Source organism: Cupriavidus sp. 01T418 (genome assembly GCF_056398885.1).
Genome location: NZ_JBFTQG010000004.1, coordinates 53,175 through 68,338, shown reverse-complemented (window position 1 = coordinate 68,338; position 15,164 = coordinate 53,175). Strand labels below are relative to the sequence as shown.

The window sequence follows — 15,164 nt, the reverse complement described above, 5'->3', positions numbered from 1 at the left end:
CCTACGCGATCGCCGCACTAACTCACTCGATGATCCGCAGCGAATAGTCCGTTGCGCGCACGTCCTTGGTCAGCGCACCCACCGAGATCCGGTCAACGCCGGTCTCCGCAAAAGCGCGAATGGTGTCGGCGTTGACCCCGCCGGAGACTTCCAGCAAGGCACGCCCGGCGTTGATACGCACCGCATCGCGCATCATTGCCTCCGTAAAATTATCGATCAGGATCGATTTCGCGCCAGCTGCCAACGCCTCGTCCAGTTCGGCCAGGTTCTCCACTTCCACCTGCACCGACACGCCGGCATCGAGCGCGGCCGCGGCCTGCATGGCAGCGGTAATACTGCCTGCCGCCGCGATGTGGTTCTCCTTGACCAGAATACCGTCGTACAGGGCCAGGCGCTGGTTGTCGCCGCCACCGATCCTGACCGCGTACTTCTGTGCCAGGCGCAAGCCCGGCAGGGTTTTGCGGGTGTCCAGCACGCGCGCGCGCGTACCTTCCACCAGGTCGGCATAGCGGCGCGTAGCCGTAGCCACGCCGGACAGCAACTGCAGGAAATTCAGCGACGGCCGTTCCGCGGTCAGCAGCGAGCGGGCCGGGCCCGTGATCTCGCACACCACCGAGTCCGGCACCATGCGGGCCCCTTCGGCTTGCTGCCAGCGCACCTGCAGCGCGGGATCGACCGCGCGCATGCAGGCCTCGAACCACGGCTGGCCGCACAGCACGGCTGGCTCGCGCACAATCACGCGCGCCCGTGCCGGCTTGCCTGCGGGCACCAGCAAGCCGGTCAGGTCGCCGCTGCCGACATCCTCGGCAATGGCCGCGCGCACATTGGCTTCCAGCGCCTGGGCCAGGGCCGGGCCGTAGCTGTCGAAAACAGGATTGCTATTCGAATTCACGTTTGCATTACCACTCATGCCGGACCGATCCCCTTGAACAGTGCCTGCTCGCTGGCCAGATCGGCCTTGGGCCGCACATTGGCCTTTTGCAGCGCGGCGAAATCGAGCATGCGGTCAATGCAGGTCACGGCCTGGCGGCCGATAGTGGCATCGACATGAATTTCGTTATGACCGTGCTCAAGCACGTCGGCGAGGTTGCTCAGTGCATTCATCGCCATCCACGGGCAATGCGCGCAGCTCTTGCAGGTCGCGCTGTTGCCGGCGGTGGGGGCTTCGATGAAACGCTTGTCGGGTGCAGCCAGGCGCATCTTGTGCAGGATGCCGTTGTCGGTCGCCACAATGAACTCTTTGGCGTCCAGCTCCCGGACCGCGGCGATCAGTTGCGAGGTCGAGCCAACCACATCGGCCTGCTCCACCACATTGGCCGGCGATTCCGGATGCACCAGGATCTTGGCCCTGGGGAACTCGCGGCGCAGCAGGTCCAGCTCGATGCCCTTGAACTCGTCGTGCACCAGGCAGGAACCCTGCCACAGCAGCATGTCGGCGCCGGTCTGCTTCTGGATATAGCCGCCCAGGTGCTTGTCCGGTGCCCACAGGATCTTCTCGCCACGCGCATGCAGGTGCTCGACGATCTTCAGGCCGATGCTGGAGGTGACCATCCAGTCCGCACGGGCCTTCACGGCGGCGCTGGTATTGGCATAGACCACCACGGTGCGGTCAGGATGCGCATCGCAGAACGCGGCGAACTCGTCGGCCGGGCAGCCCAGGTCGAGCGAGCAGGTGGCGTCGAGGTCGGGCATCAGCACGGTCTTTTCCGGGCTGAGGATCTTGGCGGTCTCGCCCATGAAGCGCACGCCAGCCACCACCAGCGTGTTGGCCGGGTGATCGCGGCCGAAGCGCGCCATTTCGAGCGAATCCGACACGCAGCCGCCGGTTTCCTCCGCCAGGTCTTGCAGGTCCGAATCGACGTAATAGTGCGCTACCAGCACCGCATTGCGCTGCTTGAGCAAGGCCTTGATGCGCGCCTTGAGCGCCATGCGCTCCTGTGCTGACAGCACCGGGGGCACCTTGGCCCAGGCATGGGCGACACAGCTGCCGCCCTCGGGGGACTCCGCCGAGAGGTTCGGTTTCTCGAACTCGACGGTCTTTATGGTTTGGGGGGTCATCTCCGATACTCCTCTTGGACTGCGCGCCTGAATTTCGCGACCAGCCCTGACATTGGGGGAGTTTAGCGAAAACAAAAACCCCGCCAGGGGCGGGGCTTWCGGGCGAGCTAAATTGTATCAGGCCACGCCGGGTCAGGTATCAGGCCGCGTCAGGCATAACGGCGCAGGCGCAGCGAGAAATCGTGCAGCGCCTCGATGCCGCTGGCCTCGGCGCGATGGCACCAGGCCTGCAGCTGCAGCAGCAGTTGTTCGCTCGTCAGGTTGGAACGGCCCCAGATCGCGGCCAGCTCGCGGCGCATTTCCACGAAGGTATGCAGCGACTTGTTCTGCTCCACGATCGTGGCCAGTTGCTGGCGCTGCGGATCGGCCAGCTTGGTTTCCTCGCGGTGGAACCACTTGCGGGCGGGCTTGAAGCTGCTGTACTCGGCCATGCGGGCTTCCTTCAGCTTTTCCAGTTCCTGCTTGTAGGCGCTCTTGACCGCCTTGGCATAGCGCGCCATCACGTCGTAGCGGTTGGCGATGATGGCTTCCAGCGTGTTGTGGTCGACCGGACGGGCCTCCACCAGGCGAGCCTTCGGCGGGATCTTCTTGACCTTGGCCAGGCCGACGGCCTGCATGGCCCGGATATAGCCCCAGCCGATGTCGAACTCGTACCACTTGATCGAGAACTTGGCCGACGTCGGGTAGGTGTGGTGGTTGTTATGGAGCTCTTCGCCGCCGATGATGATGCCCCACGGCGAGACATTGGTCGAAGCGTCCTCGCAATCGTAGTTGCGATAACCCCACCAGTGGCCCAGGCCATTGATGATGCCGGCGGCGTGGATCGGGATCCACAGCATCTGCACGGCCCACACGGTCAGGCCGATCACGCCGAACAAGGCAACGTCGAGGATCAGCATCACGCCGACGCCCTGCCAGCCGAAGCGCGAATAGACATTGCGCTCGACCCAGTCGTTAGGCGTGCCGTGGCCAAACTTGGCCATGGTTTCCTTGTTCCTGGACTCGGCGCGATACAGTTCCGCGCCTTCCAGCAGCACCTTGCGGATGCCGCGGGTCTGCGGGCTGTGGGGATCGTCCTCGGTCTCGCACTTGGCGTGGTGCTTGCGGTGGATGGCGGTCCACTCCTTGGTGACCATGCCGGTGGTCAGCCATAGCCAGCCACGGAAGAAATGTGCAGCGACAGGGTGCAGGTCCAGCGACCGGTGCGCCATGCAGCGGTGCAGGTAAATGGTGACGCCCGCGATGGTGATGTGCGTCACCACCAGCGTGTAGATCACGATTTCCCACCAGGACCAGTTGGCAAGGCCGTTGGCGGCCCAGTCAAGAATAGAGTCGAACAAACTGTTCTCCGTCGATTAAACAGGGGTATTCAGTGCGGCACGACATGGCGGGCCACAAACAATGTGCAGAAAAAGGACTGCAAATTCAATGATTGCGTCATATGGCGCCTGCCTGAAACCCCGGCACTCGCCGGAGCCCCCAGGCATGACCGTCTGGCGCCTTGGGCAACTGCTGCCTGCCGGCGGGACTGGACACGAGCCGCTGCAATCTGGCGGCTGTATGGTGGGGGCGGGAGCCGAAAAAATCACCCGGACAGAATCCGCTTCCGGACGAACCCGCAACTACCTTGGATTCTACCGTACCCAGACCAAGCGGGCATCCGCTTTTACCCCGATTTCGACGTTAAGCTACATGGATCGTTCCGCAAGGTGCACCAGTCGCCGCACGAAATATCAGGAACCGATGCCAGCGATATTGGCCGGCGGCACAGTAAGCGCCTCATGAGTCTCTTTTTTGGCCCCATCCTGCTCCTCCAGCTTCACCCGGCCCAGTACCCGCACCTCTCGCTGGGGATACGGGATCGAGATGCCATGCTCCCTGAACTTCCGCCAGATCGCCCGGTTCAGCGCCGATTGCACGCCAAGCTTCCCATTCTGCGGATCGGCGATATAGCCGGCAAGCTCATATTCGATGCCATTGTCGCCGAACAGCACCAGAAAAGACGATGGCGCGGGTTCCGCCAACAGGCGCGGAATGTCTTTGGCAGCCTCGACCAGCAAGGCCAGCACCATTTCCGGATCGGCCGCGTAATCGGCCTGGACACGCGTGGCAACGCGCACATTGGTATTGGAGAACGAGTGGTTCTGCACCGCCTGCGCCACCAGTTGCTCATTCGGCACAAGGGTTTCACCGTCGCCATTGCGGACCACGGTATAACGCGTGCGGATCTGTGAAACGATCCCGGTGTACTTGTCCACGGTGATCTGGTCGCCCAGCTTGACCGAGCGGTCGAGCAGGATGATGAAGCCAGAAATATAGTTGCTGGCAATCTTTTGCAAGCCCAGGCCCAGGCCGACGCCCAGCGCACCGCCGAAGACGGACAGTACCGTGAGATCGATGCCCACCAGCGACAAGCTCAGCAAGAGCGAGACCAGCAGCAGCAAAGCCTTGGAAAGTCTGGTCAGCACCACCTTCAGGTTGCTGTCCAGGCCAGTCGACCGCATCAGGCGCTCTTCCAGCCACGAACCGAACCACATGGCCACCAACACGGTAAGCAGTATCCAGACGGCTGCCACCAGGGTGTCGGCCAGGCTGATCTTCTGCTTGCCGCCGAGCGAAAAGCCGATGGACTCCATCCAGTTCATCACATCCCACAGCAACCCCAGCACGTAAAGTGCCATGGCCGCCCAGACCAGCGTGGTCAGCACCTTCTCCACCAGCAGCAGCATGCCGTGCAACTGGCCACTGCCGGATAGCACGCGGCGCAGGATATAGAAGGCGAAATAAAGAAAAGTGATGCCGAACAAAGGCACCAGCGCCAGGCGCAGCACGCTGGCCGACATGACCAGCTCCAGTCCGTAGCGCGCGGCCATCACCAGTAGCCAGCCAAACAGCGGGAACATGGCGCGTTCCAGGCTGGCAACGGCAAAGCGCAGCGCGAAGCTGGATCCGGCATAGCCGGCTTCGAGCCGCCTGACGACCAGCCTTGCCAATGGCCAGGCCACTGCGAGGCAAGCGGCAAGTACCACCAGTTGCCAGATAAAGCCGGGGCCGCCCGCGTCGCGGATCAGGTCATCGAACATCTTGCCAAAGGCAGGATGCGCTGCGTGAAGTTCGGTCAGGGGATTGGAATTCATGCTCTGGAATAACTGGGCGCGCCGCCGCGGGGCAATCGAGGCGCCGGGCGATTGCCCGAAACGGGTTGTGGGAGCACAACGGACAAGGCAACGCGCAGTCAGCGGCGAGCCGGTCCCTCAGATACCGGACCCGCGCCGGAAATGCAGCCGGGACCGGGCGGCCCGCGGCGCAGGAAGCGCCAGTGCCGATGCTGGCGACTGGCGACTAGAACTTCAGCTGACGCGCTCCAGCACGGCGGCGAAGAAACCATCGGTCTGGTGCAGATGCGGGTAAAGCGCCAGCATCTCGGCATCCTCCGCCAAGCCGGGCACCGTGATCTTCTGCTCGGCCAGCGCCTGCGCGGCAGGCACCAGGCGGAAGGCCGGGTGCGCCGCAAGGAAGCCCCGCACGATGCCTTCGTTCTCGGCTTCCAGCACGCTGCAAGTGGCATAGATCACGCGGCCTCCCACCTTGACCAGACGCGCCGCGGAGTCGAGGATCGACGCCTGCTTGGCGGTCAGCTCCAGCACCGACTGCGGCGACTGGCGCCATTTCAGGTCCGGGTTGCGCCGCAGCGTACCCAGCCCGCTGCATGGCGCATCCACCAGCACGCGGTCGATCTTGCCGGCCAGGCGCTTGATCTTGGCATCGTGCTCGGAATCGATCTGCACCGGATGCACGTTCGATAGCCCGCTGCGCGCCAGGCGCGGCTTGAGATTGGCCAGGCGTTTCTCCGACACGTCGAACGCGTAGAGGCGGCCGGTGGAGCGCATCAGCGCGCCCAGCGCGAGTGTCTTGCCGCCGGCACCCGCGCAGAAATCCACCACCATTTCGCCGCGCTTGGGCGCGACCAGGTTGCACAGCAACTGGCTGCCTTCGTCCTGCACTTCGACCAGGCCGTTGACGAACAGCGGCAGCTGGTTGAGCGCCGGCTTGCCGGCCAGGCGGATGCCGGCGGGCGCCATCGGCGTGGGCTCGGCCTTCAGGCCGGCGGCGGTCAGCTCGGCCAGCGCGGCTTCCTGGGAAGTCTTGACCAGGTTGGCGCGCAGATCCAGCGGCGCCGGACGCAGCCACGCGTCGCCCAGCGCTTCGACAAAGGCTTCGTCGTGGCGGGCAGCCAGCTGGTCGAACAGCCACTCGGGCAGGTTGGCGCGCACGCGCGGCGCCAGGCTGGAGCGTTCGATCGTGGTCAGGCGATCGAGCCATTCGCCTTCTTCCGGCAACAGGAAAGGCGTCAGCACGTCGCGGCCCAGCGTGGCGGCCAGGCCCAGCAGGGCCAGGCGGCGCTGCGAGGCGCCCGTGCCGCTGGCGGCGAACTGGGAGAACTCGACGCGCCGGCGCAGCACGGCAAACACGGCTTCGGCGATGATGCCGCGCTCGCGGTGGCCCAGCTTGGGGTTTTCGCGGAAGTAGTAGCTCACCACCACGTCGGAGGGGCGCGTGAACATCAGCACCTTGCCCAGCAGGCGGTCGATGTGCTGGATATGCACGGCGTGCAGGCCACCATGCGGCCCGCGCCCTTGCTGCGGTGCCTGGCTGTCACTGGCGTCGCGCGGCCGGGCGGCCTGGCGGATCGGGGTGCCCTTGTGCTTGTTGCGAACGGGCTGGCGCGCCCCTGCGGTATTCCGGCTCATGACTGCATCTCGGTAGCGGCAGCAAAGGCCGTAAACAATTGGGATTCGGGCGGTTCGACCCGGACTGTGCCGGCCTGCACGCGCAGCCGGTCTTCGACGAACCAGCGCACCGCGCGCGGGTAGATCACATGTTCGCTTGGCAGCAGGCGCGTGGCCAGGCTCTCGGGCGTGTCCTCGGGCAGCACGTCGAGCGCGGCCTGGACGATGACGGGGCCGTGATCGAGCTCGGGCGTGACGAAGTGCACGCTGGCGCCGTGGACCTTGACGCCCGCCTCGATGGCCTGCCGGTGCGTATGCAGCCCCGGAAAGCAGGGCAGCAGCGACGGATGGATATTCAGCATGCGCCCCGCGTACTTGTCGACAAAGCCCGGTGTCAGGATGCGCATGAAGCCGGCCAGCACCACCAGGTCCGGCGTGAATGCGTCGATGGCTTCGGCCAGCGCCGCGTCAAAAGTAGTGCGATCGGCATATTTCGTGTGATCCACCACGCCAGTGGTCACACCATGTTCCGCGGCAAATTTCAGGCCTTCGGCGTCCGGCCGGTTCGACAGCACCGCCGCTACGCGCGCCGGCCAGCCTTCGGCTGTGCAGGCGCTGACGATGGCTTCCATATTGGAGCCTCGCCCGGAAATCAGGATAACGATATTTTTCATCGCGCAATTCTACCAAGCCAGAGGCCGTACACGGTCAAAGCGAGCGTATTAGGCGCTTAAAACACGTGAATTCCCCGTCCCGGAGCCATTTAGCATGAACCATGCGCTGCGTAAGCCCTACGTAAGACTCCTCCGATGGATTGTGACCCCTCGCCCGCTCTGCTAGAGTGGCTGCCATCGTCCACGCGCAGACCGCTCACGCGGCTTCTAGTGACAATAAGGACGAACTGGGAAATTAGACGGGAAATCGCATGTCGAACGCTGCACCGACCTTGCTGGTGGTCGATGATCACCCCATGGCATTGTCCGGCACCACCGCCTTCCTGGCGGAGGTGATGCCGGATGTCGCCGTCCATGCCGCCGGTAGCGCCAAGGAGGCGCTCGGTGCCTTGCAGCAAGGGCTCAGGCCTGACATCGTGCTGCTGGATATCTGGCTGACCGACGGCACAGGCTTCGACGCCATGCAGGCGCTCCAGACCCTCGTACCTTCCGCCCGCTTTATTTTCATGTCGGCCGAGGCCACGCCGGAGATCGTGGGCCGCGCGCGCGCACTGGCGGCCTGCGGTTTCGTCGGCAAGCATCTGGACGCCAACGCGTTCACGGCCGCCGTGCGCAAGGTGCTGGCAGGCGACACATCCTTTCCTTCCGACGAAGCGCTCAACGGCCGTGCCCAGTCCTTCGGGCCGGCGCACGGCATTCCGGTCACCCCGGCCGAACTGGGCCTGACCCCGCGCCAGGGCTCGGTGCTGGCGCTGGTGCTGGAAGGCTTGCCCAACAAGGTGATCGCGCGGCGTCTCGGCCTGACGGAAAACACCGTCAAGGAACACGTCTCGGCGATCCTGCAACGCCTCGGCGTGCGCACCCGCATGCAAGTCATGTCGCGCATGGAGCGCTTCCGCCTGCGGCAATGAGCCGCGCCGCGGGCACCTCGCCCATTGCCGATCCCACAACGGGCCGGCGCGTTGTCATTCAGGCGGGGTGCAGCCAGCGCCTGAGCAGCAGCCGCAGCGCGGCCGGATCGACCGGCTTGGGCAACACGACGTAGCCCGCCTCCTCGGCCGCCGCCAGCGCGGCGGATTTCAGATCGCCCGACAATAGCGCGCTACGTGCCTGCGGTTGCGTGTTCTGCCAGCGCTCCAGCAGGTCCAGGCCATTCTCGCTGCCGGGCAGGCGCAAGTCGCAGAAGATGATGTCCGGCTTGAGTCCCTGGCTGAACAGCCGGTCGGCATCCGCGCCATGCGCCGCGCAGGCAACCTGGATGCCCCAGGCTTCCATCAGTGCAATCCAGGCCTTGCGGATCTGGGTATCGTCGTCGACCACCAGCACGGTGCCGCGCAGGCGGTCCGGCCTGGCGTCCTCGGCCAGCGCGGTAGCCCGCACGGCGCGGATGGTGGCCACGGTCTCGTCCGCCACCGGCGCCAGCGAGAACCAGAATACCGAACCCCGTCCGGGCACGGAGCGCACGCCGTAGGTGCCGCGCATCAGGCGCACGCACTCCTTGAAGATAGCCAGCCCGAGCCCCAAGCCCTGGGACGGGTCCCGCTGCGGGTTATGCACCTGGTAATAGGGCGAGAAGATGTCCGGCAGGTGCTCGGGCGTGATCCCGGCCCCGGTGTCCCACACTTCCACGCGAATATGCTTGCGGCGCTCCCGCGCCGTTACCAGCACGCCCCCGCGCCGGGTATAGCGCAGGGCGTTCTGCACCAGGTTGAACAGGGCGCGGCGCAACAGCACCGGCTCGGCCATCGCGTACAGTTCCTCGGGCACGCGCGGGGTCAGGGTCAGGCCGCTTTCGCGCGCATCGGCGGCGAACTGGCTCATGACTTCGCCGATCAGGTGGCTGAGCTCGCATGGCTCCAGTGTCGGCAGCACCTTGCGTCCCTCGAGCTTGGACAGGTCCAGCAGCGAGCGGAACAGCAGGTCGATGGTCTGGGTGCCGGCGGCCACCTGCTCCACCAGCGGATGGAGCGAGGACGACTTGTTGCGGGCGCGCAGTGCCTCCACCAGCATCACCAGTGCGTGGACCGGCTGGCGCAGGTCGTGGCTGGCGGCGGCCAGGAAGCGCGATTTTTCCTCGCTGGCGTGCAGCGCCCTCTCCTTCTCTTCCTGGAACCGTTTGGCCAGCCGCCGGCTGTCGCTTTCGAGCTGGATGGCCCGCACCAGCGTGCGCTGCAGGTTCAGCGCGTGGCGCGTGAGCATGATGGCGTAGACCACCAGCAGCAGTTGCACATAGGTGCCATGACCCGGGAACGCGTACTCGGCCAGCAGGATATTGGGTACCAGGATCGGTATGCCGGCGTAGACCAGGTTGGACGGCACCGGCGACTGCGCGGTGACGCCGCCCGCCAGCACTCCGAGCGCCAGCAGGTACAGCACGCTGGAGAACACGGTGGAGCCGGTATACAGGTGCAGCAGYGCGGAGCTGCCCCAGGTCAGCCCGGTCAGGAAAGCCATTGCGCGCATATTGGCCCACCATTTGCGCGTGTGGGCCGAGCGGCTCATGGTGGTGCCATCGCGCAGGTAGCCGAAATAGAACCAGCAGCTGGCGGCGGTCAACACCAGCATGACACCGCACCAGCCGATCAGCGCACCGTGGTCGGCGGCTGACCAGAAGGCGATCGCAGTCAGCGCCGGGAGCACCAGGGAGGCGACGATGGCGGTCGGGGAGACGCGATGGATGGTCGCCAGCAGCTTGGCCCGCGTTTCAGTGTCAAGCGCAGGCCCCGGCGGCGGCAGGATTCGGTTTAGCAGCGCGTTCAAGGGTGGGCTGGGGGCAACGAGAGCGATCCGCCATATCATGCCGCCTTTTGCCGCGCGGCGCCACGGCAAAGAGTCGATCCGTGCACAAAAAAGCCAACCCCGGCGTCCGTCATCGTGCCGCCGGGCCAAATTTGCCCCCCATTCGCCTTATAATGCCCGCTTTACCCAAACGCTTGTTGCCGTCCTCGTGAAAGTCTTCCGTGGCCTGCCCAATGCCGAAAGCCGGGCGCCCTGCGCCCTCACCATCGGCAATTTCGACGGTGTGCACCGCGGCCACCAGTCGCTGCTCGCGCGTGCCCGCGCGGCGGCGGACGCACGCGGCCTGCCGCTGTGCGTGATGACGTTCGAGCCGCATCCGCGCGAATTCTTCACGCCCGACAAGGCTCCCACGCGTATCGCGCTGCTGCGCGACAAGCTGGAGAGCCTGCGCCGCAACGGCGTCGACCGCGTGGTCGTCGAGCATTTCAACGCGCACTTCGCCGCGCAGTCTCCCCAGGCCTTCGTCGAAAACGTGCTGTGGCACGGCCTGCATACGCGCTGGCTGCTGGTTGGCGACGACTTTCGTTTCGGCGCCAGGCGCGCCGGCGATTTTGCCTATCTGCAGCAGGCCGGCCACCAGTTCGGCTTCGCCGTGGAGCAGATGGGCTCGGTGTCCGAAGGCGGCGTGCGCATTTCCAGTTCCGCCGTGCGGCAGGCACTGACCGAGGGCGACCTCGAACATGCGCGCCGCCTGCTTGGCCATGGCTATGCCATCAGCGGCCATGTGGTCCATGGCCGCAAGCTCGGGCGCGACCTGGGCTTTCCCACCATCAACCTGCGCATCTCGCACAAGCGGCCGGCCGTCAACGGCATCTTCGTGGTGCAGGTGCACGGGCTCGCCGAACACGCGCTGCCGGGCGTGGCCAGCATCGGCGTGCGCCCGACCATCGAGGATGCCGGCCGGGTGCTGCTGGAAGTCCACCTGTTCGACTTCGATCAGAGCATCTACGGCAAGGTGGTGCGGGTCGAATTCATGAAGAAGCTGCGCGACGAGGCCCGCTTCGACAGCCTGGAAGAACTGACCGCGGCCATTGCCAAGGACAGTGCGGAGGCCCGTGCCTTCTTCGGCCTGACCGAGCCGGGGGGCACGCCCCCGGCCGCGGGCAGCCGCGACTTTGCCACCTCCGCCACCGACCGAATTAGCTAGCGCCCCGTTCCCGCGCGGCGGGACCCGGGTCGCAACCCCAAAACCCGCGGCTCCCCGCTGCCAGTCCACGCCATACCGCGCGCCCGCATCCAGCCGAGCTAGTGCCGCGCGCCAACCGAATCGCCCCGAGAATCGACATGTCCAACGACAAACGCGCCAAGCCCGAAAAAAGCAAATATCCGGTCAACCTGCTGGAGACCCCCTTCCCGATGCGCGGCGACCTGCCCAAGCGCGAACCGCTGTGGGTCAAGCAATGGCAGGACAAGCAGCTCTACAAGAAGATCCGGGCAGCGCGCAAGGGCGCCAGGAAGTTCGTCCTGCATGACGGCCCCCCGTACGCCAATGGCGACATCCACATCGGCCACGCGGTCAACAAGGTCCTCAAGGACATGATCGTCAAGGCCCGCGGCCTGACCGGCCTCGACGCCGTCTACGTACCTGGCTGGGACTGTCACGGCATGCCGATCGAGATCCAGATCGAGAAGCAGTTCGGCAAAGGCCTGCCGGTGCAGGAAGTGCAATCGCGCGCCCGCGCCTACGCCACCGAGCAGATCGCCCGGCAGAAGCTGGACTTCGAGCGACTGGGCGTGCTGGGCGACTGGGAACATCCCTACCTGACCATGAACTACAGCAACGAAGCCGATGAGCTGCGCGCGCTGGGCAAGATCATGGAAAAGGGCTATGTGTTCCGTGGCCTGAAGCCGGTGAACTGGTGCTTCGACTGCGGCTCGGCACTGGCTGAGGCCGAGGTCGAGTACAAGGACAAGACCGACCTGTCCATCGACGTGGGCTTTCCCTTCGCCGATACCGACAAGCTGGCTCACGCCTTCAAGGTGCCGCTGGAGCAACTCGCCGCCAAACCCGGCTGGATCGTGATCTGGACCACCACGCCGTGGACCATCCCGTCCAACCAGGCGCTCAACGTGCATCCCGAGGTCGAGTACGCGCTGGTCGATACCCCGCGCGGCTTCCTGCTGCTGGCCACCGGGCGCGTGGAGGAACAGCTCAAGGTCTACGAACTCGAAGGCACGGTGCTGGCCACCGCCACCGGCGCGGCGCTGTCGGAAATCCGCTTCCACCACCCGCTGTCCAAGATGGACGCGGGCTACGACCGCCTGTCGCCGGTCTACCTGGGCGAATACGTCACCACCGATACCGGCACCGGCATCGTGCACTCGGCGCCGGCCTACGGCGTGGAGGATTTCCAGTCGTGCAAGGCGCACGGCATGCGCGACCACGACATCATCAGCCCGGTGATGGGCGACGGCGTCTATGCCAGCACGCTGCCGCTGTTCGGCGGCCAGAAGATCTGGGACGCCAACCCCAGGATCGTCGAGGTGCTGAAGGCTTCGGGCAACCTGTTCAATTCGCACAAGTACACCCACAGCTATATGCACTGCTGGCGTCACAAGACGCCGATCATCTACCGTGCTACCTCGCAATGGTTCGCAGGCATGGATGTGGACCCTGTCGACAATGGCGCCACCCTGCGCGAGACCGCGCTGGCCGGCATCGAGGCGACGGAGTTCTACCCGGCCTGGGGCAAGCAGCGCCTGCACAACATGATCGCCAACCGGCCCGACTGGACGCTGTCGCGCCAGCGCCAGTGGGGCGTGCCGATGGCATTCTTCCTGCACAAGGAAACCGGCGCACTGCACCCGCGCACGCCGGAATTGCTGGAGGCAATCGCCCAGCGCGTGGAGCAGCACGGCATCGAGGCCTGGCAGACGCTCGATCCCGAGGAACTGCTTGGCGAGGAAGCCGCCCTGTATGAAAAGAACCGCGACACGCTCGACGTCTGGTTCGACTCCGGCACCACGCACTGGACCGTGATCCGCGGCTCGCACCGTGAGGACCTGTACGACCCGTCGGCCGACCTGCCGGACGGCCGCCTGGCCGACCTGTACCTGGAAGGCTCCGACCAGCACCGCGGCTGGTTCCATTCGTCGCTGCTGACCGCCTCGATGCTGTATGGCAAGCCACCCTACAAGGCGCTGCTCACGCACGGCTTCACGGTCGACGGCGAAGGCCGCAAGATGTCGAAGTCGATCGGCAATACGGTGTCGCCGCAGGACGTTTCGAACAAGATGGGCGCCGAGATCATCCGCCTGTGGGTGGCCTCGACCGACTACTCGGGCGAGCTGTCGATCTCCGACGAAATCCTGAAGCGCGTGGTGGAAGGCTATCGCCGCATCCGCAACACGCTGCGCTTCCTGCTGGCCAACCTGTCGGACTACGACCACGCGCAGCATGCGCTGCCGGCATCGGAATGGCTGGAGATCGACCGCTACGCCGTCGCGCTGGCCGGACGCCTGCAAAAGGAAATCCTGTCGCACTACGATGGCTACGAATTCCACCCGGTGGTCGCCAAGCTGCAGACCTTCTGCTCGGAAGACCTGGGCGGCTTCTACCTCGACGTGCTGAAGGATCGCCTCTACACGACCGCGCCCAACTCCAAGGAGCGCCGCGCCGCGCAGAACGCGGTGTACCACATCACCCAGGCCATGCTGCACTGGATGGCGCCGTTCCTGTCCTTTACGGCCGAGGAAGCGTGGCAGATCTTCGGCCACGGCACCGGGCACACCGACACCATCTTCACCAGCACCTACTACGACGTGCCGGAGATCGACCAGGCCGACGACCTGCTGCAGAAGTGGCACGTGGTCCGCGAGGCCCGCGCCGAAGTCACCAAGCAGCTCGAAGCGGTTCGGGTGGACGGCGAGATCGGTTCCTCGCTGCAGGCGGAAGTCACCATCCAGGCCGGTGGCCCGGTGCTGGCCGCCCTGCAGAGCCTGGAAGACGACCTGCGCTTCGTGCTGCTGACGTCCGCCGCCAAGGTAGCACCGGCGCCGGAAGGCGGCGACCTGCTGGTCACGGTGACGCCGTCGGTGCACGCCAAGTGCGAGCGCTGCTGGCACTACCGCCCCGACGTCGGCCGCAACCCGGCCCACCCCACCCTCTGCGGCCGCTGCGACAGCAACCTGTTCGGCGCCGGTGAACACAGGAGCCATGCCTGATGGCCACCACCACCACGCGCTCCGCGCGCGGCACCAAACGCGCTAGCAGCAAGGGCACCAAAGGCGGCAACACCACGCCACTGCTGTGGATGGCATTCGCCCTGCTGGTGATCGTGCTGGACCAGTTCCTCAAGATCGTCATCGTCAGGACCTTCGCCTACGGCGAATCGCGCCCGGTGACCGGCTTCTTCAACCTGGTGCTGGTCTACAACAAGGGCGCCGCCTTCAGCTTCCTGGCCGACGCCGGCGGCTGGCAACGCTGGTTCTTTACGGGACTAGGCGTGGTGGTGGGGCTGTTCATCGTCTGGATGCTGTACCGCCATACCGGGCAGCGCCTGTTCTGCTTCGCGATCTCGCTGATTCTCGGCGGCGCCATCGGCAATGTGGTGGACCGCGTGGTGTATGGCCACGTGATCGACTTCCTCGACTTCCATGCGCGCAACTACCACTGGCCCGCGTTCAACGTGGCGGACTGCGCCATTACCGTCGGTGCGGTGCTGCTGATCGTGGATGAGTTGCGGCGGGTCCGCCGGCACTGAGCGCCGGCCCGGGCGGGCCCGCCCAGGGGCGAAGCGGTCCGGTTGCGCGCGGGTCATGCCTGCGTCTTCCGTGGTGTTGGCCGACAGGCATTGGTGGCCGATGCGCCCCCTGGCGCCCCGGCCATTGCCGGCCTGCGCAGGTTCTGCGAGCAATCCCACAGCCAGTGACGAACACGAAGGGCGCAACGCCCGCGTGGTGC

The 15,164-nt window shown here is 65.5% G+C and carries 11 protein-coding genes; 4 read left to right on the top strand and 7 right to left on the bottom strand.

The annotated features are described in order from the left end of the window. Positions 1-22: 22 nt before the first annotated feature. The 6 genes from nadC to purN form a co-directional block, all read right to left on the bottom strand. Positions 23-910, bottom strand: a complete 888-nt coding sequence (gene nadC / locus AC1DQ3_RS06320) for a carboxylating nicotinate-nucleotide diphosphorylase (protein WP_477119326.1) — start codon at positions 908-910, stop codon at positions 23-25. Continuing rightward, positions 907-2,058 (bottom strand): quinolinate synthase NadA, encoded by a 1,152-nt coding sequence (gene nadA, locus AC1DQ3_RS06315; protein WP_477119325.1) that lies wholly within the window; start codon positions 2,056-2,058, stop codon positions 907-909. The genes nadC and nadA overlap by 4 nt, the downstream gene beginning before the upstream one ends. Before the next feature lie 149 nt (positions 2,059-2,207). Next, positions 2,208-3,398: a DesA family fatty acid desaturase gene (locus AC1DQ3_RS06310; protein WP_477119324.1), complete on the bottom strand. Its 1,191-nt coding sequence runs from the start codon at positions 3,396-3,398 to the stop codon at positions 2,208-2,210. A gap of 393 nt (positions 3,399-3,791) precedes the next feature. Further along, the gene (locus AC1DQ3_RS06305) at positions 3,792-5,195 is read right to left on the bottom strand and encodes a mechanosensitive ion channel family protein (RefSeq protein WP_477119323.1); all 1,404 of its coding nucleotides are present in this window, start codon (positions 5,193-5,195) and stop codon (positions 3,792-3,794) included. A 213-nt stretch (positions 5,196-5,408) separates the two neighbouring features. After that, positions 5,409-6,809 carry an RsmB/NOP family class I SAM-dependent RNA methyltransferase gene (locus tag AC1DQ3_RS06300; RefSeq protein WP_477119322.1) on the bottom strand — a complete coding sequence of 467 codons (1,401 nt, stop codon included), beginning with the start codon at positions 6,807-6,809 and terminating at the stop codon, positions 5,409-5,411. Continuing rightward, positions 6,806-7,462, bottom strand: coding sequence for a phosphoribosylglycinamide formyltransferase (purN, locus tag AC1DQ3_RS06295; protein ID WP_477119321.1), 657 nt, complete (start codon positions 7,460-7,462; stop codon positions 6,806-6,808). The genes AC1DQ3_RS06300 and purN overlap by 4 nt, the downstream gene beginning before the upstream one ends. Before the next feature lie 251 nt (positions 7,463-7,713). Here purN and AC1DQ3_RS06290 point away from each other — a divergent pair, with 251 nt between their 5' ends. Then, positions 7,714-8,373 carry a response regulator gene (locus AC1DQ3_RS06290; protein WP_477119320.1) on the top strand — a complete coding sequence of 220 codons (660 nt, stop codon included), beginning with the start codon at positions 7,714-7,716 and terminating at the stop codon, positions 8,371-8,373. 58 nt (positions 8,374-8,431) lie between these two features. Here the strand turns inward: AC1DQ3_RS06290 and AC1DQ3_RS06285 are convergent, their stop codons facing one another. After that, entirely contained in the window at positions 8,432-10,261 is a 1,830-nt protein-coding gene (locus AC1DQ3_RS06285; protein WP_477119319.1) for a hybrid sensor histidine kinase/response regulator, read from the bottom strand. Positions 10,262-10,409: 148 nt separating this feature from the next. Between AC1DQ3_RS06285 and AC1DQ3_RS06280 the strand changes: the two genes are divergently transcribed. The 3 genes from AC1DQ3_RS06280 to lspA all read left to right on the top strand — a co-directional run bounded on the left by AC1DQ3_RS06280 (position 10,410) and on the right by lspA (position 14,964). Beyond that, on the top strand, positions 10,410-11,408 hold the full coding sequence (locus AC1DQ3_RS06280) for a bifunctional riboflavin kinase/FAD synthetase (protein WP_477119318.1): 999 nt from the start codon (positions 10,410-10,412) through the stop codon (positions 11,406-11,408). A gap of 137 nt (positions 11,409-11,545) precedes the next feature. Beyond that, the gene (gene ileS / locus AC1DQ3_RS06275) at positions 11,546-14,425 is read left to right on the top strand and encodes an isoleucine--tRNA ligase (protein WP_477119317.1); all 2,880 of its coding nucleotides are present in this window, start codon (positions 11,546-11,548) and stop codon (positions 14,423-14,425) included. Beyond that, complete coding sequence (lspA, locus tag AC1DQ3_RS06270) at positions 14,425-14,964, top strand: signal peptidase II (protein ID WP_477119316.1); 540 nt, start codon at positions 14,425-14,427, stop codon at positions 14,962-14,964. The genes ileS and lspA overlap by 1 nt, the downstream gene beginning before the upstream one ends. The last annotated feature ends 200 nt before the right edge of the window (positions 14,965-15,164 follow it).

Coding starts and splice junctions, on each gene's coding strand:
- nadA (WP_477119325.1), bottom strand. CDS start 2,058: ATGACCCCCCAAACCATAAAGACCGTCGAGTTCGAGAAACCGAACCTC.
- lspA (WP_477119316.1), top strand. CDS start 14,425: ATGGCCACCACCACCACGCGCTCCGCGCGCGGCACCAAACGCGCTAGC.
- AC1DQ3_RS06300 (WP_477119322.1), bottom strand. CDS start 6,809: ATGAGCCGGAATACCGCAGGGGCGCGCCAGCCCGTTCGCAACAAGCAC.
- AC1DQ3_RS06305 (WP_477119323.1), bottom strand. CDS start 5,195: ATGAATTCCAATCCCCTGACCGAACTTCACGCAGCGCATCCTGCCTTT.
- ileS (WP_477119317.1), top strand. CDS start 11,546: ATGTCCAACGACAAACGCGCCAAGCCCGAAAAAAGCAAATATCCGGTC.
- purN (WP_477119321.1), bottom strand. CDS start 7,462: ATGAAAAATATCGTTATCCTGATTTCCGGGCGAGGCTCCAATATGGAA.
- nadC (WP_477119326.1), bottom strand. CDS start 910: ATGAGTGGTAATGCAAACGTGAATTCGAATAGCAATCCTGTTTTCGAC.
- AC1DQ3_RS06290 (WP_477119320.1), top strand. CDS start 7,714: ATGTCGAACGCTGCACCGACCTTGCTGGTGGTCGATGATCACCCCATG.